Annotated in this window: 20 protein-coding genes; 19 read left to right on the top strand and 1 reads right to left on the bottom strand. The window is 73.5% G+C overall.

Features of this window, described 5'->3' with window-relative positions; translation table 11 throughout:
- The first annotated feature begins 12 nt into the window (after positions 1-12).
- The 11 genes from ABD208_RS06005 to thpD all read left to right on the top strand — a co-directional run bounded on the left by ABD208_RS06005 (position 13) and on the right by thpD (position 9,725).
- Positions 13-372, top strand: a complete 360-nt coding sequence (locus ABD208_RS06005) for a cupin domain-containing protein (RefSeq protein WP_344100555.1) — start codon at positions 13-15, stop codon at positions 370-372.
- On the top strand, positions 362-1,528 hold the full coding sequence (locus ABD208_RS06000) for an NAD(P)/FAD-dependent oxidoreductase (RefSeq protein ID WP_344100553.1): 1,167 nt from the start codon (positions 362-364) through the stop codon (positions 1,526-1,528). Before ABD208_RS06005 ends, ABD208_RS06000 begins: the two co-directional genes overlap by 11 nt.
- A 14-nt stretch (positions 1,529-1,542) precedes the next feature.
- A complete protein-coding gene (locus tag ABD208_RS05995) occupies positions 1,543-3,120 on the top strand; it encodes a class I tRNA ligase family protein (RefSeq protein ID WP_344100551.1) in 1,578 nt (525 codons plus the stop codon).
- Between the two features lie 9 nt (positions 3,121-3,129).
- Positions 3,130-4,017, top strand: coding sequence for a hypothetical protein (locus tag ABD208_RS05990; protein WP_344100549.1), 888 nt, complete (start codon positions 3,130-3,132; stop codon positions 4,015-4,017).
- On the top strand, positions 4,014-4,487 hold the full coding sequence (locus ABD208_RS05985) for a GNAT family N-acetyltransferase (RefSeq protein WP_344100547.1): 474 nt from the start codon (positions 4,014-4,016) through the stop codon (positions 4,485-4,487). The genes ABD208_RS05990 and ABD208_RS05985 overlap by 4 nt, the downstream gene beginning before the upstream one ends.
- Positions 4,484-5,062 carry a serine O-acetyltransferase gene (gene cysE, locus ABD208_RS05980; protein WP_344100545.1) on the top strand — a complete coding sequence of 193 codons (579 nt, stop codon included), beginning with the start codon at positions 4,484-4,486 and terminating at the stop codon, positions 5,060-5,062. Before ABD208_RS05985 ends, cysE begins: the two co-directional genes overlap by 4 nt.
- 48 nt (positions 5,063-5,110) lie before the next feature.
- Entirely contained in the window at positions 5,111-6,379 is a 1,269-nt protein-coding gene (gene ectB, locus ABD208_RS05975; protein ID WP_344100542.1) for a diaminobutyrate--2-oxoglutarate transaminase, read from the top strand.
- Between the two features lie 180 nt (positions 6,380-6,559).
- Complete coding sequence (gene ectA / locus ABD208_RS05970; RefSeq protein ID WP_344101209.1) at positions 6,560-7,069, top strand: diaminobutyrate acetyltransferase; 510 nt, start codon at positions 6,560-6,562, stop codon at positions 7,067-7,069.
- 93 nt (positions 7,070-7,162) lie between these two features.
- Positions 7,163-8,419 (top strand): diaminobutyrate--2-oxoglutarate transaminase, encoded by a 1,257-nt coding sequence (ectB, locus tag ABD208_RS05965; protein WP_344100540.1) that lies wholly within the window; start codon positions 7,163-7,165, stop codon positions 8,417-8,419.
- Positions 8,416-8,817, top strand: coding sequence for an ectoine synthase (locus tag ABD208_RS05960; protein ID WP_344100538.1), 402 nt, complete (start codon positions 8,416-8,418; stop codon positions 8,815-8,817). Before ectB (ABD208_RS05965) ends, ABD208_RS05960 begins: the two co-directional genes overlap by 4 nt.
- Positions 8,814-9,725 carry an ectoine hydroxylase gene (gene thpD / locus ABD208_RS05955; RefSeq protein ID WP_344100536.1) on the top strand — a complete coding sequence of 304 codons (912 nt, stop codon included), beginning with the start codon at positions 8,814-8,816 and terminating at the stop codon, positions 9,723-9,725. The genes ABD208_RS05960 and thpD overlap by 4 nt, the downstream gene beginning before the upstream one ends.
- A 79-nt stretch (positions 9,726-9,804) precedes the next feature.
- On the opposite strand, the gene ABD208_RS05950 is transcribed toward thpD, so the two are convergent.
- Positions 9,805-11,046, bottom strand: coding sequence for a DUF3866 family protein (locus ABD208_RS05950; RefSeq protein WP_344100534.1), 1,242 nt, complete (start codon positions 11,044-11,046; stop codon positions 9,805-9,807).
- Positions 11,047-11,154: 108 nt separating this feature from the next.
- Between ABD208_RS05950 and ABD208_RS05945 the strand changes: the two genes are divergently transcribed.
- The 8 genes from ABD208_RS05945 (at position 11,155) to ABD208_RS05910 (ending at position 20,413) form a co-directional block, all read left to right on the top strand.
- Positions 11,155-12,201, top strand: coding sequence for a helix-turn-helix transcriptional regulator (locus tag ABD208_RS05945; RefSeq protein ID WP_344100532.1), 1,047 nt, complete (start codon positions 11,155-11,157; stop codon positions 12,199-12,201).
- Entirely contained in the window at positions 12,194-13,189 is a 996-nt protein-coding gene (locus ABD208_RS05940) for a helix-turn-helix transcriptional regulator (RefSeq protein ID WP_344100530.1), read from the top strand. The genes ABD208_RS05945 and ABD208_RS05940 overlap by 8 nt, the downstream gene beginning before the upstream one ends.
- Before the next feature lie 82 nt (positions 13,190-13,271).
- Positions 13,272-14,207 (top strand): DUF4349 domain-containing protein, encoded by a 936-nt coding sequence (locus tag ABD208_RS05935; RefSeq protein ID WP_344100528.1) that lies wholly within the window; start codon positions 13,272-13,274, stop codon positions 14,205-14,207.
- A gap of 17 nt (positions 14,208-14,224) precedes the next feature.
- On the top strand, positions 14,225-14,623 hold the full coding sequence (locus ABD208_RS05930) for a hypothetical protein (protein ID WP_344100526.1): 399 nt from the start codon (positions 14,225-14,227) through the stop codon (positions 14,621-14,623).
- A gap of 72 nt (positions 14,624-14,695) precedes the next feature.
- A complete protein-coding gene (tatA, locus tag ABD208_RS05925; RefSeq protein WP_344100523.1) occupies positions 14,696-14,977 on the top strand; it encodes a Sec-independent protein translocase subunit TatA in 282 nt (93 codons plus the stop codon).
- Between the two features lie 3 nt (positions 14,978-14,980).
- Positions 14,981-15,751, top strand: a complete 771-nt coding sequence (gene tatC / locus ABD208_RS05920; protein WP_344100521.1) for a twin-arginine translocase subunit TatC — start codon at positions 14,981-14,983, stop codon at positions 15,749-15,751.
- A 59-nt stretch (positions 15,752-15,810) separates the two neighbouring features.
- Positions 15,811-18,708, top strand: coding sequence for a DEAD/DEAH box helicase (locus ABD208_RS05915; protein ID WP_344100519.1), 2,898 nt, complete (start codon positions 15,811-15,813; stop codon positions 18,706-18,708).
- A 28-nt stretch (positions 18,709-18,736) separates the two neighbouring features.
- Positions 18,737-20,413, top strand: coding sequence for an amidohydrolase (locus ABD208_RS05910; protein WP_344100517.1), 1,677 nt, complete (start codon positions 18,737-18,739; stop codon positions 20,411-20,413).
- Positions 20,414-20,427: the final 14 nt, after the last annotated feature.

Here is a 20,427-nt window from a genome sequence, read left to right as displayed (position 1 = left end):
CGAGGAGGAAACATGCGTGCCTACGATGTCGACGAAGCCGGCTGGACCCACGAGCCGGACTACAACGCCTACTCCAAGAGGTTCTTCCCCTTCGACGGCCGGACGCCCCGGGACTGGGGCGGCGCCTGGGTCAAGGTCCTGCCCGGCGACACCCTGACCTCGCACCACCACGAGGAGCACGAGATCTTCTTCGTGGTCCGGGGGACCGGCCTGCTCACCCTCGGTGACGAGACGCGGCGGGTGCAGTACGGCAGCACCATCGCCATGGACTGGGACGTCCCGCACAGCCTCGTCAACGACGGCGAGGAGGAGCTGGTCTTCCTCTCCGTGTGGTGGGAGGGCCCGTTCGAGACGGCCGAGGATGCGGCCTGACACGCCGGCCCCGGCGACGGCGGACATCGCCGTCGTCGGGGCCGGCGTGGTCGGCGCCGCGATCGCCTACGAGACGGCGCGGCGGCGTCCGGACCTGAGGGTCCTGCTCGTCGACACCCACCGGCCGGTCATCGGGGCCACGGCGTACTCCGCCGGGATCCTGCGCCGGCATCACACGTTCCTCCCGGACGCGGAGCTGGCCGACCGGTCGCTGAGCGTCTACCGGGAGATGGGCGACGCGGCCGGGTACCGGCCGCTGGGATTCCTGCTGCTCCTGCCCGGCGAGTTCGTCCCGCGGCTCGAGCGGAACCTGGCGGCGTCCGGAACCCTGCGCGCGGCCTCCCAGGTGCTCGGCGCCGCGGAACTGCGTGCCCGGTACGGCGCCTTGTCGGTGTCCGACGACGAGGTGGGCGTGCTGGAGCACGACGGCGGCTACGGCGCCCCCGCCACGGCCGCCGCGACCTTCCGCGAGCGGGCGGTGCGGGCCGGCGCACGCTGGATGCCGGGGCGGCGGGTCGACGCGCTCGAGCGCACCGGCGACCGCTGGCGGCTGCACACCAACCTGGGCGCCGTCGAGGCGGACCAGGTGGTCCTCGCCACCGGCGCCGCGACGCGAGGGCTCGGCGAGACCGCCGGGATCGAGATCCCGCTCACCCCGCGCCGGATCGGCCTCGTCACGGTCGAGCCGGCCGGCCGGGCGCACGACGGCCTGCCGGTCGTGATCGACGACGTCACCGGCACCTACTTCGTCCCGCAGCCCGGCGGCGAGGTCGCCCTCGGCGTCCGCGCGCGCCCCGAGGACGAGCGGGTCATCCCGGCCGCCCCTCTTGACGGCGACGAGGTCGGCGAGGCGATCGCCCGCGCCGCACGGCGCGTGGCGGCCTTCGGCGGGTGCGTGGTGACGGGGAGCCAGGCGGCGTCCGACGGGTACACGCCCGACGGGCGGCCCCTCCTCGGCCCGGTCGAGGGCGCGCCGGGCCTCCAGCTCGCCTGCGGGTTCAGCGGCGGCGGGTTCAAGTCCGCGCCGGCCGTCGCGAGCCTCCTGGCGGAATCGCTCACCAGCGGCGTCGTTCCCGACTTGCTCCGGCACTACCTGCCGGACCGCTATCACCACGGCCGCGAGTGCCGGGGCCAAGACAGCTACACGCACCTGTGACAAGGAGAATTCACGTGCCGCGCTACATCGTGACCGCCGCGCCGCCGAACCCGAATGGGGACCTGCACCTGGGGCACCTCTCGGGGCCCTTCCTCGGCGCGGACGTCCAGGCCCGTTACCTGCGGTCCACGGGCGCAGACGTCGTCCACGTCAGCTACATCGACGAGCACTCGTGCTACGTCACCCGCCGCGCGCGGGAACTCGGCGGCGCGGCGCGCGAGGTGGCGCACAAGCTCGGGAACCGCATCGAGTCGACCCTCGAGCAGGCGGGCATGCGACCCGACTTCGTCGGGAGACCGCACCGTGACGCCCGGCACGACCAGATCGTGCAGGACGGCTTCCGCACCCTGCACGACCAGGGCTGCTTCACCGTCGAGACGTTGCCCGTGTACTGGTGCGCCCAGGACGAGAAGTACCTGTACGAGGCCGAGATCCGCGGCGAGTGCCACCACTGCGGCGCGCCGTCCGACGGGTTCTACTGCGAGGAGTGCGGCCTGCCGCAGACCTCGGGCATGCTCGCGGAACCGCGCTGCACCACGTGCTGGACCGCACCGGAGGTGCGGCAGCACGAACGGCTCGTGTTCGACCTGGAGCGGTGGCGCTCCGCGCTGCGCGAGCACTACGAGGGGCAGCAGCTCCGGCCGCGCCTGCGGGCGTTCCTCGACGGGATGCTGTCGGCGCCGCTGCCGCCCACGCCCGTGTCCCGGCTGGGCGACTACGGCGTTCCCGTTCCCCTGCCGGGCTGGGAGGGGCACTACCTCGACACCTGGTTCAGCGGGCTCTGGGGGTACGTGGCGGCGACGGAAGGGGCCGCGCGCGTCCTCGGTGCGGGCGCCGGGGCGGACGCCTGGAACCACCCGGACACGGAGGTGATCGAGTTCCTGGGGTTCGACTGCGGCTTCTCCCACGCGGTCCTGTGGGTCGCGTTCGCGATGGCGTCCGGGCAGGTGCTCCCGCGCGTGGTCACCAACGAGTTCTACCAGCTCGAGGGCGGGAAGTTCTCGACGAGCCGGGGGCACGCGATCTGGGGCGGTGACGTCCTCGGCCGCGTCTCGGTGGACAGCCTGCGCTTCTACCTCTGCCTGACCGGGCCGGAGGAGCGGCAGACGAACTTCTCGCGGACCGAGTTCGCCGACGTGGTCCGTGAGGTGCTGACCGACGGGCTGGAGCCGTTCGCCCGGCTCCTGGCGGACCCGGACCGGAACGCCGAGGGCGACGCCGTGGCGAGCGAGCAGCTCGTCGAGCTCACCGGGAAGGTCCGCGCCGGGATGGCGGCGGCCCTGGAGCCGGCCGCGTTCTCGCCGTCGTCGGCGGCGGCGATCCTCGCCGATTTCGTCGCGGACCGCTCGGGCGAGGCGGCGAAGCTCGCCCAGGCAGCGAGCGCGGCGGCACGGATCCGGGCGCTGCGGGATCTCGCGACGGCGGTGACGCCGATCATGCCGGGCTGGGCGGAGGACGTCCTGCGGGCGGTGGGGGACGGTCAGGCGTCGGTGGGCGCGCTCGTGCTGGGCGCCGGGCATCCGGGCTGGCTGATCGAGCGGGACGGGAAGACGTCGCCGGTCAGGTCCCTGGCGCTCACGGCTGTCGGCTGAGGTGGCGTGATGAGGGCGGCGGGCGACCTGGTGCGGTCGGTGCTCGGGGTGGGGATGATCGTCGCCCCGGGGGCCGCCGCGGCCACGAGCGGGTGGGTCACGGCCGCGACGGCGGCGGCGATCGGGTCGGCCGCCCTGATCTTCCGGTTCGCGCCGTTCGGTGGCAGGGCGGTCTCGGGGGTCGGTGAGCTTCCGGCGCCGCATCGCTGGATCTACGCGGCCGGGTTCACGGGAGGGGGGGCCTTCATGCTGTCGGCGGCGGTCGAGCTGTCGCGTGCGGCGGCGGTGCCCACCGGTGCCCTGGGTGCGGCCCTGGCCGCGGCCGGGATCCTCGTCTGCGTGGGGGGTCTGCCCGGACGGTTGCCCGACGTCCGGCTGGCCGCCACGGCGGTCGTCGCCGCGGGGCTCGCGTGGTTCCCGGCGACGGGTCAGGTCCTGACCGACGGCGTCACGCCCGTCACGGCTCTGGCGGCAGGGCTCCTGATGTGCGTCGGGTGGGAGCGCCTGGCCCGCCAGAGGGTCCCCGTGGCCGGGCTGGTGCTCGCGGCCGGTGTCGTGATCGCGGTCTGGCTCGTGCTGGTGCTCGTCGGGGGGAGCCGGGCGATCACGGGATTCGGCGAAGCGGGGGTCGGGTTCCCGGAGACGCTGGTGGGGGTCGCGGCGGCGGTCCTGCTCGTGACCTACGCGGCGACGAACGCGCGGGCCGTCGCGGGGTTCGCGGGCGCGGGCTCCACCGGCGCCCGCGCCACATGGGGGCGGGTGGCGGTCCTGGTCGCCATGGGCGCCGCGGCGGCGGCCGTTCCCGCCGAGGGCCGGTGGTGGCTGCTGTCGCTGCCCGGCGCGGCGATCGTCATCCTCTATACGGGGTTCCTGCTGGACGGAGTGAGGGGAAAGTGAGCACTGGCCTGGAGGTGCGCGAGGTCCGGCGGCTGCCGGAGTCGCCCGGCGTCATCGCATTGATCGAGGAGCACGCCCGGTACGAGTCCGGCACGCGCGCCCAGGATCCCGGGTACCCGGGCCGGTTGCAGGAGTGCCTGGACTCCGGACGCCTCGTCATGTTCGTCGCGGTGGACGAGAGCCGGTACCTGGGCTACGCGACCCTCACGTTCGACGTCGCCACCTGGACCGGCCGGATGTTCGGGCACATGGACTGCCTGTTCGTCCGGGACGGCGAGCGCGGGGCGGGGGTCGGGCGCCTGCTGGTGGACCGGCTCGCGGAGCGTGCGGTCGAGGCGGGTGCCGTGGAACTGCAGTGGCAGACGCCGGAGTGGAACGTTCGCGCGGCCCGCTTCTACGACCGCCTCGGGGCGTCGCGGGCGGGAAAGCTGCGTTACACGTGGCGGCTCCCGGCCCCGGGGGCGTCATGAGAGCGCTCACCCGGGGTGTGCTGGAGGATCTGCGAATGGTGCTCGAGCGGGATCCGGCGGCCCGGTCGAAGGCCGAGATCCTGTGCACCTACCCGGGCATGCACGCCGTGTGGGCCTACCGCGTCGCGCACATCTGGTGGGGGCGGCCGCCGGCCCGGCTCGCCGCCCGGATCCTGTCGCAGCTGGCGCGCCGGGCGACCGGGGTGGACATCCATCCGGCGGCCCGGATCGGGCGACGGCTCTTCATCGACCACGGCACGGGCGTCGTGATCGGCGCGACCGCTGAGGTCGGCGAGGACGTCACCATCTATCACGGGGTCACGCTCGGCGGGCGGGCGATGTCGGCCGGCAAGCGGCACCCGACGCTGGGGGACCGGGTGATGGTGGGTGCGGGGGCCAAGGTGCTCGGCCCGGTCCGCGTCGGCGCGGACGCGAAGATCGGCGCGAACGCCGTGGTGGTCACCGACGTGCCGGACGGCGCCGTGGCGGTCGGCGTCCCCGCGCGGCTGACCGGCCGCGCTCCGGCGGATGACCGGGACCCGGTCGACCAGCACTTGATCGACTACATGATTTGAACGCCTTTTAACGCCCTGAACGCCGACGCCCTAGAAGGGAATTCCCCCATGCCCCAGACCACCATCTTCGACGAGCTCGAATCGCAGGTCCGCAGCTACTGCAGGAACTGGCCGGTCGTGCTCGCGACCGCGGCGGGATCCGTGGTCACCGACGAGAACGGCACGGAATACCTCGACTTCTTCGCGGGGGCCGGGGTCATGAACTACGGGCACAACCACCCCGACCTCACCGAGCCGCTGATCGACTACCTGCGATCCGGCGCCATCGTGCATTCGCTCGACATGCATACCGCGGCCAAGCGGGAGTTCCTCGAGAGCTTCCGTGAGTACGTCCTGACGCCTCGCGACCTGGACTACCGGGTGATGTTTCCTGGCCCGACGGGGACCAATTCCGTGGAGTCCGCGCTCAAGCTGGCCCGTAAGGTCACCGGCCGGCAGCACATCCTGTCGTTCACGAACGCCTTCCACGGCATGACGCTCGGCTCGCTGTCGGTCACGGGCAACGCGATGAAACGCCAGGGCGCCGGCGTCCCCCTGACGAACACCTCGACCATGCCGTACGACCAGTACCTCTCGGGCGTCGCCGACGACTTCCAGTGGCTGGAGCGCGTCCTCGCGGACAGCGGCTCCGGCGTCGACCTGCCCGCGGCGATCATCGTCGAGACGGTCCAGGGCGAGGGCGGCCTGAACGCCGCGCGCCCCGAGTGGCTCCGTGCCCTGCAAGACCTGTGCAGGCGGTACGACATCCTGCTGATCGTCGACGACGTGCAGGCGGGGGTCGGGCGCACCGGCACCTACTTCAGCTTCGAGGAGTCGGGCATCGTCCCGGACATCGTGTGCCTGTCCAAGGCGCTGTCCGGCTACGGCCTGCCCATGGCCCTGACCCTGATCCGGCCGGACCTCGACCAGTGGGAGCCCGGCGAGCACAACGGCACCTTCCGCGGCCACAACCCCGCGTTCGTGACCGGCGCGGCGGCCCTGAAGAGGTTCTGGGCCGACGACACCTTCCAGAACGAGGTCCAGGCACGCGCCGCCGAACTGCGCGAGGGCCTGGAGAAGATCGCGTCGGGCTACCCCGACGCGGTCGTCAAGGGCCGCGGCCTCCTCGCGGGCATCGAGTTCCCCGACAAGGCAGCCGCCACCCGGATCGCCGCGGAGAGCTTCCGGCGCGGGCTCCTCGTGGAGACGTCCGGCCCCGACAGCGAGGTGCTCAAGGCCATGCCGCCGCTGACCATCACGTCGCAGGAGCTGCAGCGCGGCCTCGGCATCATCGCCGACGCCGCCGCCGAGGTGCTCGGCGACCAGACCGTGGCCTGATCCTGGTCCGGCCCCGCGAGGTAGACCCATCGAGCGGGTCTACCTCGCGGGTCTATCTCGCGGAGCTGTCTTGTTGTCGAAACGTGACCGCAACATGACAGATTTCATGAAGTCCGTTACCGTCGATGGGCGATGCAGCCTTCGGACGCAGACCATACGAAACCATCCGACACGACCACGCTGAACAGACCTGACACGCCGGGCCCGCACCACGCGGAGCTGAGGGAGCCCGCCGTCGCCGACGGACCCGCCATGTGGCGGATCGCGAGAGATTCGCGGGACCTCGACCTGAACTCGCACTACGCCTACATGCTCTGGGCGCGCGACTTCGCCGCCACGTCGGTGATCGCCGCGGTGGACGGGAATCCTGCCGGGTTCCTGACCGCCTACGTCCGCCCGGACGAACCCACCACGCTGATGGTGTGGCAGGTGGCGGTCGACGCCGCCTACCGGGGCAGGCGGCTCGCGGCCCGGATGCTGGAGCACGCCGTCGGGGCAGCGCCGCGGTGCACGCACCTGGAGACGACGATCACCGCGGACAACGCGGCCTCCATCGCGCTGTTCACCTCGTTCGCACGGGCGCGCGGCGCCCGGGTGGACCGCACCCCGCTCTTCACCGAGGAGACCCTCGGCGGGGACCACGCCACGGAACACCTGTTCCGGATCGGCCCGGTCGCACCGGCGACCTGACACCTGCCCCCCATCCATCACACACACCACCACCTTCGACCGCGGTCCCGCAGGGGCCGCGGCGAGACACCATGCCCGGGAGCGAATACACCCATGTCCCAGACCACGATCTTCGACGAGCTCGAATCGCAGGTCCGCAGCTACTGCAGGAACTGGCCGGTCACGCTGGCGACCGCCGCCGGCTCCACGGTGACGACCGAGGACGGTACGGAGTACCTCGACTTCTTCGCGGGAGCCGGGGTCATGAACTACGGGCACAACGACCCCGACCTGACCGAGGCGCTGGTCGACTACCTGCGGTCGGGCGCCGTCGTGCACTCGCTCGACCTGCACACGGTCGCCAAGCGCGAGTTCCTCACGAGCTTCCGTGACCACGTCCTGCGGCCCCGGAACCTCGACCACAAGGTCATGTTCCCCGGCCCCACCGGCACGAACTCCGTCGAGAGCGCCCTCAAGCTGGCCCGTAAGGTCACCGGCCGGCAGCACATCCTGTCGTTCACGAACGCCTTCCACGGCATGACGCTCGGCTCGCTGTCCGTGACCGGCAACTCCATGAAGCGCCAGGGCGCGGGCCTGCCGCTGACCAACACCTCGAAGATCCCGTACGACAACTACTTCGAGGGTGCCACCGAGGACTTCCTGTGGCTGGAGCGCGTCCTCGCGGACAGCGGCTCCGGCGTCGACCTGCCCGCGGCGATCATCGTCGAGACGGTCCAGGGCGAGGGCGGCCTGAACGTCGCGCGCCCCGAGTGGCTGCGCGCGCTGGCCGACCTGTGCAAGGCGCACGAGATCCTGCTCATCGTGGACGACGTGCAGGCGGGGGTCGGGCGGACCGGCACCTACTTCTCCTTCGAGGAGGCGGGCATCGTCCCGGACATCGTGTGCCTGTCCAAGGCGCTGTCCGGCTACGGCCTGCCGCTGGCGCTCACGCTGATCCGCCCCGAGCTGGACCAGTGGGAGCCGGGCGAGCACAACGGCACGTTCCGCGGCCACAACCCCGCGTTCGTGACGGGCGCCGCGGCGCTGAAAAAGTTCTGGGCCGACGACGCCTTCCAGCTCGAGGTGCGGGAGCGCGCCGCCGAGCTGCACGAGGGCCTGGAGAAGATCGCGTCGGGCTACCCGGACGCGGTCGTCAAGGGCCGCGGGCTGCTGGCCGGGATCGAGTTCCCGGACAAGGGGGCGGCCACCAGGATCGCGGCGTCGGCCTTCGGCAAGGGCCTGCTGGTGGAGACGTCCGGGCCGGAGAACGAGGTGCTCAAGACCATGCCGCCGCTGACGATCACGTCCGGGGAGCTGCAGCGCGGGCTGGGCATCCTCCGCGAGGCCGCCGCGGAGGTGTTCGGCCGATGAGGATCACCTACGTCGAGGACCTCGACGGCACCGACCGCGACGTCCTCCCCGAGAACGGCAGCTGGCGCAGCCGCCGCATCGTGCTGGCGAAGGAGGGTGTCGGGTTCTCCTTCCACGAGACCATCCTCTACGCCGGCACCGAGAGCGACTTCTGGTACGCCAACCACGTCGAGGCGGTGTACTGCGTCGGCGGCGAGGGCGAGCTCGTCAACCGGGAGACCGGTGAGGTCCACCCCATCCGCGACGGCATGTGCTACCTGCTCGACGGCAACGAGCGGCACACCGTGCGCGCGACGACCGACCTGCGCATGGCCTGCGTGTTCAACCCGCCCGTGACGGGCCGGGAGGTGCACGACGAGAACGGCGTCTACCCGCTGATCAAGGAGGTAATCCAGTGACCGGTCAGATGACCGCCCAGCCGCCGGCCCACGCCGACCTCTACCCCACGCGGACGGGAGGTGAGTTCCTGCTCATGCCGCGCGAGGACCGCGTGGTGCACGGCGCGCCCGGCGACGGGCCGCTGGACGCGGCCGAGCTCGAGCGGTTCGGCGGCGCCGGCTACCTCACCTTCGGCGACTTCGTCACGCCCGCCGAGGTCGACGAGTTCCGCGCGGAGCTGGCCCGCATGTCGGCCGACCCGCGGGTGCGCGCCGCGGAGAGCACGATCGTGGAGACCTCCTCGCAGGAGGTGCGCTCGATCTTCGACGTGCACCGCTCCAGCGAGGTGTTCGCGCGGATCGCGCACGACCCGCGGCTCGTGGATCGGGCCCGCCAGATCCTCGGCACGGACGTGTACCTGCACCAGAGCCGCGTCAACGCCAAGCCCGGGTTCGGGGGCGGCGACTTCTTCTGGCACTCGGACTTCGAGACCTGGCACGCCGAGGACGGGATGCCGCGCATGCGCGCGGTGAGCATCTCGATCTCGCTGACCCGGAACCACTCGTTCAACGGCCCGCTGATGATCATGCCCGGCTCGCACACCACGTACGTGTCGTGCGGCGGCGCGACGCCCCAGGACAACTACAAGGCGTCGCTCATGATGCAGGGCGCGGGCACCCCGAACCCGGCCGCGCTCACCCAGCTCGCCGACAGGCACGGCATCGACGTGCTGACCGGCGAGCCCGGCTCCGCGGTCATGTTCGACTGCAACTGCATGCACGGCTCGAACGGCAACATCTCGCCGTACCCGCGCTCGAACCTGTTCTTCGTCTACAACTCGGTGGAGAACACGCTGGTGGAGCCGTTCTCGGCGGCGAGGCGGCGCCCGGAGTTCCTGGGCGCGCGGGACTTCACGCCGATTCCCTGACAGCCGTTTCCCCGGCACACGGGGCGCCGCCACCCTGCGAGACCGACCGGGGGTCTGTCTCGCGGGGTGGCGGGGCGCCTCAGGCCAGGAGCCCCTGGGCGTGCACGCCGGCGACGGCGGCGCTCAGGAACGAGGCGGGGTCCTCGTCGAGGCCGCGGCCCATCGTGCGCAGGGCCGCGGGGGAGGTGCGCAGGGTGGCGAGGAGGGCCTCGTCGGCGGGGACGTCGACGAGGCGGTGGCGGCCGGTGCCGCGAGCGCCGTCGGCGTCGTCGGACAGGGTGTGTGTCGTGTGCGCCGGGCGGCCGAGGGTGGTGGCCTGGGCGTGCAGGCGTGCGGTGAGGTCGGCGCCCCAGCCGGGGCGGGTTTCGACGGCGGGGGTGGGGGCGGGGACGGGGATGTCGGCGGGGGCGAGGGCGACGCGGCCGTAGGCGGTGAGGGAGTGGTGGGAGATGCCGCGGTGGCGGGCGCGGGGGTCGGCGCCGGACACGCGCAGGGAGGCGATGGGGCGGCCGCCGAGGGTGGCGGTGGCGTTGAGGGCCTCGCCTGCGGCGACGCCGGAGTAGCCCCAGCGGGTGCCGGTGCCGAGGTTGCCTGGTCCTTGGACGACGACGGCGAGGTCGGCGTCGGTGACGTGGCGGGCTGTGAGGAGGCCGGTGTGGACGGTGACGGTTTCCAGGTCGCCGCCGTAGGTCTGGCCGGTGGTGATGCAGGTGTGCAGCCAGCCGGATTCGCGCAGGGCGGCCACGGTGCGGGAGAAGGCGGCGGGCAGGGCGCCGCCGTCGGTCATGACGTAGGCGATGCGGGGGGCGGGGCGGCCGGTGCGGGTGGCGGCGTGGCGGGCGCCGGCGATGACGGCGGGCAGGGCGGAGTGCAGGTCGGCGACGACGACGGGGAGGCCGTCGAGGGTGTCGGCGCCGGCGAGGATCTGGTGGTGGGGGGATTCTTGTTCGTCGGCGCCGAGCACCATGGCCTGCAGGGGGGTGTAGCGGGCTTTGACGAGGTGGCCGGGGGTGGCGGCGGGGTCCGGGGGGAGGTCGGCGAGGGTCTCGCCGGGTCGGGTGGCGGGGCCGACGACGAGGGCGTAGCCGCCGGTGCCGAGGCCGCGGGCGAGGGCGGAGACGTTCAGGAGGAGTGCGTCGCCGGGTTGCGGGTCGCCGGTGAGCTGGGTGTAGGCGAGGGCGCGGACCTCGGTGGTCCCGGCCGTGGTGGTAGCGTCCTGCGGGTCTCCCGGCAGGGGGCGGTCGAGGGAGACGGTCAGTTCGGTGGCGCCGCGCCACTGCTTGCCTGTGGACAGGACGGTGCCGATGCGCCACGTGATCACGTTTCCGAGGCTACCGTTGTGCCGATGCCCGTTCCGACTGCCGCACCCGTGAGTACCGTGACTCCTTCCGAGACTTTCCCGACGTCCTCGCGTCATTCTGCCGAGCGCATGCTGAATCTGGTGATCGCCCTGGTGAACACCGATGTGGCGATGACGCGTGATCAGGTGCGGCGGGTGGTGGTGGGGTACGCGGACGCGCCGAGCGACGAGGCGTTCGCGCGGCTGTTCGAGCGGGACAAGGACACGCTGCGGGCGCTGGGGGTGCCGTTGTCGACGGTGGGGCTGGGTGGCCACACCGACGAGGTGGGGTACCGGATCGACCAGGACGCGTACGCGCTGGGGCAGATCGACCTGACGCCGGCGGAGCTGGGGGTGCTGTCCCTGGCGGCGCAGTTCTGGGCGGACCAGACGTTGCGGACCCAGATGGCGCGGGCGCTGGTCAAGCTGCGCGCCGCGGGTGCGCCGGCCGGCGCGGGGGACCCGCTGGCGGGCCTGACGCCGCGGGTGCGGGCCGCGGGGGACGCGTACGGGCCCCTGCTGGAGGCGATCTCGCAGCGGCGTGCGGTGTCGTTCCGGTACCGGGCGGCGTCGGACGGGCAGGTACGCGCCCGCAAGGTGCTGCCGTGGCGGATCGCGGCCCGGGGCGGCGGCTGGTACCTGCTGAGTCATGACGTCGAACGGGATGCGCCGCGCGTGTTCCGGCTGTCGCGGATCGAGGGACGGGTGCGGCTCACCGGCCCGGCGGGCGCGTTCGACGTGCCGCCCGGGCTGGACACCGACCGGATGCTGGGGCGCACGGGTCACGAGGCGCCGACGCGGACGGCGCTGCTCGCGATCCGTCCCGAGCGCGCCGCGGAGCTGCGGGCGCGCGGCAAGCAGGTCGAGGTGCCGGACGATCCGGCGGCCGGGGGTTCCGGGGGCGCGCCGCCGCGGTTCCCGGACGACGGCGATCCCCGCGATCTCGTCGAGGTGCCGTTCCGCAGCGTCTACGGTATGGGCGCGCACCTGGCCGGGTACGGCGCGGCCGTGCTGGTGCTGGATCCCCCCGAACTGCGCGACGACGTCGTGCGGCGGCTGCGCGAGTCCGCGCGGGTGGGCACGCCGGGCGGGGCGCGGGTGGGCAGGCAGAGTGGTTCGGAGGAGTCCCGTGGCTGAACGTGCCGACGACCGCCTCGTCCGGCTGCTCGGGCTGGTCGCCTACCTCGACGGGGCCGGGCCGGTGCCCGTGACCGAGCTCGCCGCCCGGTTCGGCGTGAGCCCCGCGCAGATCCACGCCGACGTCGACGCGCTGTGGGTGTCCGGCACGCCCGGCTACTGGCCCGACGACCTCATCGACTTCGACGCGGACTCCATCGAGTCCGGCGTCGTGCGCCTCACCGAGTCCCGCGGCATGACCCGGCCGCTGCGGCTCGGCACCAGCGAGGCGGTCGCGCTGGTCGCCGCGCTGCGGGCCATGCGGGAGCTCGACGCCGTGGCCACCGACCCGGCCCGGTCCGAGCTCGTCGAGTCCGCGCTGCGCAAGCTCACCGACGCCACCGGCGAGGCCGCCGACGCGCTCGACGTGCGGCTCGCGCGCGGCGGCGACCCGCAGGTCGTCGCCACCCTCACCGCGGCCCTGCGCGCACGACGACGCGTGCGCATCCGGTACGTGTCCGGGGCCGACGTCGCCGGGGAACGCGAGATCGACCCCCTCCGGCTGCACACCACCGGCGATCACTCCTACCTCGCCTCCTGGTGCCACCGCGCGGGCGGGCCCCGCACGTTCCGCGTCGACCGGATCCTGGCCGCGACCCTCCTGGAGGAACCCGTCGGCGACCATCCCGGCCTCGGGGACGTCGACCTGTCCGGCGTGTCCGCCGCGGACGCGCCGCTGGCGACGCTCGTGCTCGCGTCCGGCGCCCGCTGGTTCGCCGAGGACGTGCCCGTCGAGTCCGTCACCAACCTCGCCGGCGGAGACTTCGAGGTGACGCTCCGGGTCACGAACCCCGACTGGCTGCGCCGCACCCTGCTGGAGATCTCCGCGCAGGTCCGGTCCGTGGATCCCCCCGAACTCGCCGCGCAGATCGCCGCGAGCGCCCGCGAGGCCCTCACCGCGTACGAGGACGCGGGCCTGACGGCGGGCGGTGCGGCCGGGCGCGGCTGACGGGGTGACGTTGCCGGTCACGAACCTGTCACGGTTCGCCGGTACCGCGCATGAGCGGCGGGGGTGCCCACAGAATCCCGGTATGAGGACACCACGTAATCGCAGGGTCGACCGGGCTGTGGCGGCATTGTGTGCAGGGCTGCTGGCGGTGACGCTCGCGGGCTGCGGCGCCGATGCCGCGGACGGGAGCGGTGCCGCGCCCGAGGGCGTGGCCGCGCCCGAGGCCGCCTTCGAGGAGGGTGCCGCGGACGCGGCCGGCGGCCGGGCCGCCGATGAGGACGGCGGCGAGGTCGGCGTCGACGTGAGCGGTCAGGAGCAGGACATCGACCGGGAGCTGGTCACCACCGGGGAGGCCACCCTCGTGGTGGACGACCCGTTCGCGGCGGCCGAGGAGGTCGCGGAGCTCACCGAGAAGGCGGGCGGGCGGGTCGAGTCGCGGGACGAGACGGCCGCGTCGGGGGAGGAGCCCGGGTCGGCGTGGCTGACCCTGCGGATCCCCGCCGGGGAGGTCACCGCGACGCTGGACGCGTTCGCGCGGCTGGGGGAGGTCACCGAGCGGAGCATCCAGACCGTGGACGTCACCGGGCAGGCCCGTGACCTGGACGCGCGGATCGCGGCGCTGGAGACGTCCACGCGGCGGCTGACCGAGCTGCTGGCGGACGCGGACCGGACCGCGGACCTCATCGAGATCGAACGCGAGCTGTCCGACCGGCAGGCCACGCTCGACTCCCTGACCGGCGAGCGCGAGCTGCTGTCCGACCAGGTCGCGATGTCCACGCTGAACCTGTCGATCCGGGCCGGGCAGGCGCCGGTGGCCGAGGCGCGGCCGGAGGGGTTCCTCGGCGGGCTGGCCGCCGGCTGGGACGGGCTGGTCGGCACGTTCAACGTGCTCGTGCTGGTGCTCGGCGCGCTGCTGCCCTGGGCGGCCGTCGCGGCCGTGCTGTTCCTGATCGCGCGGCCGCTGGTCAGGCGGGCGCGCGCGAACCGCCGCCGGGCGACGCTGCCGGATCCCTCGTGACCGCATAGGGTGCGCACATGCCGGGATGGTTCTGGGTCACGCTCTGGTCGGTCCTCGTGGCGGCCGCCCTCGTGGGTGCGCTGCTGCTCGGGTCGTGGCTGTGGCGCCTGGTCAAGGAGCTCATGGCCGAGCTGGAGCGCGCCGAGGAGGCCCACGCCCCGGGCCTGATCCGCCTGGACCAGGCACTCAACCCCGCGTCGTCGTCGGACAGCGGCGGCGAGGACGACGACGACGCGCACCTGCCGAGCATGTTCGCCGACGACCTGACCACCCACTACGCGCGCCTCGGCGCGCTGCGCGAGGCGGGCCGGGACCGCGCGGCCGCGCGCCGCGAGCGCCACCGGGTCACGTGGGAGAGGTGGCGGCGGTTCAACGATCCGGTGAACGGGCGTGGTTTCGGTGATGACCGGGTCTGATCGCGTTTCCGGTGCGTGCCCGGGGGTGCGTAGGATCGGGGGAGTCAGCACTTTTACTTCCGAGGAGTCACCATGGGCGCGCTTCAGCCGTGGCACTGGATCGTCCTGATCGCCATCATCCTGCTGCTGTTCGGGTCCACCCGGCTGCCGGGGCTGGCCAAGAGCGTCGGGCAGTCGATGAAGATCTTCAAGAAGGAGATCTCCGAGCTGCGGGACGACGACAAGAACAAGACCGAGGGCGCCACGGGGGATGCCGCGGGCGGTACCGGGGCGGGTGAGCGCGGCGGCAGCACGATCGCCGAGCCCTACACGCCCGGCGGGGCCCCGAAGGGCAACGACACCCCCAAGGCCTGACGGGTGGCCGCGACGCGGGCGGCCGACGGCCGCATGCCGCTGATCGACCACCTCAAGGAGCTGCGCAAGCGGATCATCCTGATGGCGGTGGGCCTGGTGGTCGGCGCGGTGGCGGGCTGGCTGCTGTACGACCCGCTGCTGCAGGCGCTGCAGCAGCCGCTGATCGAGGCGGAGAAGCTGCGCGGGAACGAGATGACGCTGAACTTCGCGGGGCCGATGGCGGCCCTGGACCTGAAGATCAAGTCGTCGCTGTTCCTGGCGGTGTTCCTGACGGCGCCGTGGTGGCTGTTCCAGCTGTGGGCGTTCGTGACGCCCGGGCTGACCAGCAAGGAACGCAGGTACGCGTACCTGTTCGTGGCCGCCGCGCTGCCGCTGTTCCTGGGCGGGGCGTACATGGCGTGGCTGGTGTTCCCGCACGCGATCCAGATCCTGTCCGGGTTCCTGCCGGCGGAGGCGACCGGGTTCACCAACGCGCAGGAGTACCTGTCGCTGGTGATGCGGCTGCTGATCGCGTTCGGGCTGGCGTTCCTGTCCCCGGTGGTGCTGACCGGGCTGAACCTGGCCGGGATCCTGCCCGCCGCGGCGATGGCGAAGGGCTGGCGGTGGGCGGTGCTGATCGCGTTCACGTTCGCGGCGATCATGACGCCGACGCCGGACCCGTGGACGATGATCCTGGTGGCGCTGCCGATCTGCCTGCTGTACTTCGTGGCGCTCGGGTTCGCGTACCTGCACGACCGGCGGCAGGCGAGGAAGCTGGGGCTCGACGAGGTCTGAGGGCCGGCGGGCCGGATATGTCCTCCGGCCTGTCGGACTGTCCACGTAGTCTGTGCGTCATGAGTCCCGCCGAGCGGTATGCCGCCTCGCGGCGTCGCCCGCCTGCCACCACCATCCCGGAGCTCGACGTCTTCCGTGAGGAGCTCGGGTTCAGCCTCGACGAGTTCCAGATCGAGGCCTGCCGGGCCCTCGAGGCCGGGCGCGGCGTGCTGGTGGCCGCGCCCACCGGCGCGGGCAAGACCGTGGTGGGCGAGTTCGCGGTGCACCTGGCGCTGGCCGGGGGCCGCAAGGCGTTCTACACGACGCCGATCAAGGCGCTGTCCAACCAGAAGTACTCCGACCTCGCCGCGCGGCACGGCGCCGCGAACGTCGGCCTGCTGACCGGCGACTCCACCGTCAACGGGGACGCGCCCGTGGTCGTGATGACCACCGAGGTGCTGCGCAACATGCTGTACGCCGGCTCGGCGGCCCTGGACGGGCTCGCCTACGTCGTCATGGACGAGGTGCACTACCTCGCCGACCGGTTCCGCGGGCCCGTGTGGGAAGAGGTGATCATCCACCTGCCCGACGACGTGCAGCTGGTGTCCCTGTCCGCGACCGTGTCCAACGCGGAGGAGTTCGGCGACTGGCTGGAGATGGTGCGCGGCGACACCGCCGTGGTCGTCTCCGAACGGCGGCCCGTGCCGCTGTGGCAGCACGTCGAGCTGTCCTCCCCGGAGCCCCGCGGGCGGCCCCGCATGCTCGACCTGTACGCCGGGCACGTCGACCCGTACGACCCCGGGAAGAACCCGCCCATCAACCCCGACCTCGCCGCCGCGTTCCGCGGCAGCCGGCCCGGGGACCACGGCCCCGGGCGCGGCAGGAAGCGCGGGTACCGCGGGCGGGGCGACCGCGGCTACCGCGGCCGCGGGGGCCGCAAGATCGGCGACGACGCCGTCGCGCCCGCGGGCGGCTCCGGCGCCGGCGTCCAGCGGCGCACCCCGCCCCGGTACGCCGTGGTCGAGGCGCTCAACGCCGACAAGATGCTGCCCGCGATCTGGTTCGTGTTCTCCCGCGCCGGCTGCGCCGGCGCCGTGGACCAGTGCCTGCGCGCCGGGCTGCGGCTGACCACCGCCGCCGAGGAGGCCAGGATCCGCGCCGTCGTGGAACGCCGCACCGCCGCCATCCCGCCCGAGGACCTCGACGTGCTCGGGTTCTGGTCCTGGTCCCAGGCCCTGCAGCGCGGCGTCGCCGCCCACCACGCCGGGCTGCTGCCCGTGTTCAAGGAGACCGTCGAGGAACTGTTCGCCGCCGGGCTCGTCAAGGTCGTGTTCGCCACCGAGACCCTCGCGCTCGGCATCAACATGCCCGCCCGCAGCGTCGTGCTCGAGAAACTCGTCAAATGGGACGGCACCGGCCACCAGCCCATCACCCCCGGCGAGTTCACCCAGCTCACCGGACGGGCCGGCCGGCGCGGCATCGACGTCGAAGGGCACGCGATCGTCGTCGACCACCACGGCCTCGACCCCCACGCCCTGGCCGGCCTCGCCTCCCGCCGCCTCTACCCCCTGCGGTCCAGCTTCCGGCCCACCTACAACATGGCCGTCAACCTCGTCGCCCAGGTCGGCCGCGACCGCGCCCGGGAGGTCCTGGAGACCAGCTTCGCCCAGTTCCAGGCCGACCGCGGCGTCGTCGGCCTCGCGAAACAGGCCCGCGCCCACGCCGAGGCCCTCGACGGCTACGCCCAGGCCATGACCTGCGACCGCGGCGACTTCGCCGGCTACATGCGGCTGCGCGCCGACATCACCGCCCGCGAGAAGGACCTGTCCCGCGCCGCCACCAGCGCCCGGCGCGCCGAGGTCGTCGCCGAACTCGAGAGCCTGACCCGCGGCGACATCATCCAGCTGCCCACCGGACGCCGCCGCGGCTACGTCCTGGTGCTCGACGCCGGCGAACCCGGCGGGTTCGACGGACCCCGCCCCACCGTCCTGACCCAGGAGAAACAGGTCAAGCGCCTCACCCTCGCCGACGTGCCCGGCGGCGTCACCACCGTCACCCGCATCAAGCTCGGCAAGGGCACCAACACCCGCAAGGCCGACGTGCGCCACGACCTCGCCCAGCGCATGCGCAACGCCGTCGCCGAGATCGACGAGCACGCCGGCCGCCCCGGAAAAGCCGCCCGCGCCGCCCGGACCAGCGGCGGCGACGCCGCCTCCGACGCCGAGCTCTCCCGCCTGCGCGCCGCCCTGCGCGCCCACCCCTGCCACGACTGCCCCGACCGCGAGGACCACGCCCGCTGGGCCGAACGCTGGCACACGCTGTCCGCCGAGCACGACCAGCTCGTGCGCCGCGTCGAGGGCCGCACCGGCGGCATCGCCCGCACCTTCGACCGCACCCTCGACGTGCTCGCCGAACTCGGGTACGTCGCAGAAGCAGCCGAGACGCCCGACCACGCCGCCGGGCTGCGCGTCACCAGCCACGGCCGCTGGCTGCGCCGCCTCTACGCCGAGAACGACCTGCTGCTCGCCGAATGCCTCCGCCGCGGCGCCTGGGACGACCTCGACCCCGCGGCCCTCGCCGCCGTCGTGTCCGCCGTCGTCTACCAGGGCCGGCGCGACGACGCCGGCGACCCGTTCATCCCCGGCGGCGCCCACGGGGCCCTCGCCCGCGCCCTGGACGCCACCCAGCGCGTCTGGTCCGAGGTCGACGACCTCGAGGAGGCGCACGGCATCGAGGCCACCGCCCGGCTCGACCTCGGCATCGTCGCCCCCGTGCACCGCTGGGCGTCCGGCAAGGGCCTCGACGCCGTCCTGAAGGGCTCCGACCTGGCCGCCGGGGACTTCGTGCGCTGGTGCAAGCAGGTCCTGGACGTCCTGGACCAGCTCGCCGGAGCCGCGCCGTCCGAGAAACTCCGCCGCACCGCCCACCGCGCCCACGGGGCCGTGCTGCGCGGCGTCGTCGCCTACTCCAGCCTGTGAACGGGGAAAATACAATAAAGTTCAGGCCGTGACCTCGATCCTGTACCGAGGCGGCAGCGTGCACTCCGCCGCGGACCCGTTCGCCGAAGCGATCCTCGTGGACGACGGCGTGGTCGCCTGGCTCGGCGCCGACGACACCGCCGACGGGCTCGCCGCCCGCGCCGACCGTGTCATCGACCTCGACGGCGCCCTCGTCACCCCCGGCTTCGTGGACTCCCACGTCCACGTCCTGGAGACCGGCCTGGCCCTCGCCGCCGTCGACCTGTCCGCCGGAGCCGGCGTCCGCTCCGCCGCCGAAGCCCTCGCCGCGCTGGCCGCGGGCGCCCGCCGGCTCGACGCCGCCGACCCGCTCGGCACCGAAACCCTCCTCGCGTTCGGCTGGGACGAACAGACCTGGCCCGAACGACGCCCCCTGACCCGCACCGAGCTCGACGACGTCGCCGGCGGCCGCCCCGTCTACGCCGGCCGCGTCGACGGGCACTCCGCGGTCGTGTCCACCAAGCTCGCCGCGAGCGCCGGCGTCGACCGGCTCCCCGGCGGGGACGCCCCGGACGGCATCCTGACCGCCGACGCCCACCACGCGGTCCGGGACGCGTCCCGGCGGATGTCGCCCGAGCGGCGGGCGCGCACGCAGCGCGCGGCGCTCGAGTCGTGGGCGGCGCGCGGCGTGGTGTCGGTGCACGAGATGTCGGGCCCGCACCTGGACACGCACGAGGGCCTGGCCGGGATCATGGCGCAGGCCGCGGATCCCGCGGACGGGCTGCCGCACGTGGTCGCGTACCGGGCGGAGCTGTGCGAGACGGCCGACGACGCCGCGGAGCTGGCCGCGCTGCTGCCGTTCCTGACGGGCATCGCGGGCGACCTGACGGTGGACGGGTCGATCGGGTCACGCACGGCCGCGCTGCGCGCGCCCTACACCGACCTGGTCGCGGGGCCCGACGGGACGGCCTGGTACGGGAACCTGTACCTGTCGGCCGAGGAGATCGCGAACCATCTGATCGCGGTGGCCGGGGTGGGCCTGCAGGGCGGGTTCCACGTCATCGGGGACCGGGCGATGGACGAGGTGCTGGCAGGGCTCGCCCTCGCGGCGCGGATCGGCGGGGCGGGGAGCCTGCGGGCCGGGCGGCACCGGCTCGAGCACGCGCTGTTCGTGGACGCCGCCGCGTTGTCGTCGCTGCTGCTGCACGGCGTGTCCCTGTCGGTGCAGCCCGCGTTCGACGCCGCCTGGGGCGGCACGACCGGCATGTACGCGAGCAGGCTGGGGCCGGTGCGGGCGGCCGCGCTGCAGCCGTTCGCGGACCTGGTGGGGGCGGGGGTGCCGCTCGCGTTCGGGTCGGACACGCCGGTCACGCCCGTGGCGCCGTGGGCGGGGGTGCGGGCCGCGACCGCGCACGAGGACCCGGACCAGCGCATGTCGGCGCGGGCGGCGTTCCGCGCCCACACGCGCGGCGGCTGGCGGGTCGCCGGGCTGGACCACACGGGCGCGGGGGAGCTGCGGGTGGGCGCGCCCGCGCATCTGGCGGTGTGGCGGGCCGGGGACCTGACGGTGCAGACGGGGTCGGAGCGGCTGAGCCGGCTGTCGTCGTGGAGCCGGGAGGCGCGCGCCGGGCAGCCGCTGCTGCCGGACCTGTCCGAGGGCGCGCCGGAGCCGGAGTGCCTCCACACGATGCGCGACGGCGTGGTGATCCACGACCAGCTGGGGTGACGCGACAGGGCGAT

Origin of the sequence: Myceligenerans crystallogenes (genome assembly GCF_039529775.1) — a bacterium.
In the GTDB taxonomy this organism is placed as follows: domain Bacteria; phylum Actinomycetota; class Actinomycetes; order Actinomycetales; family Cellulomonadaceae; genus Myceligenerans; species Myceligenerans crystallogenes.
Note: the sequence above shows the minus strand (reverse complement) of the source record. Positions and strands in the feature narration are given on the sequence as shown.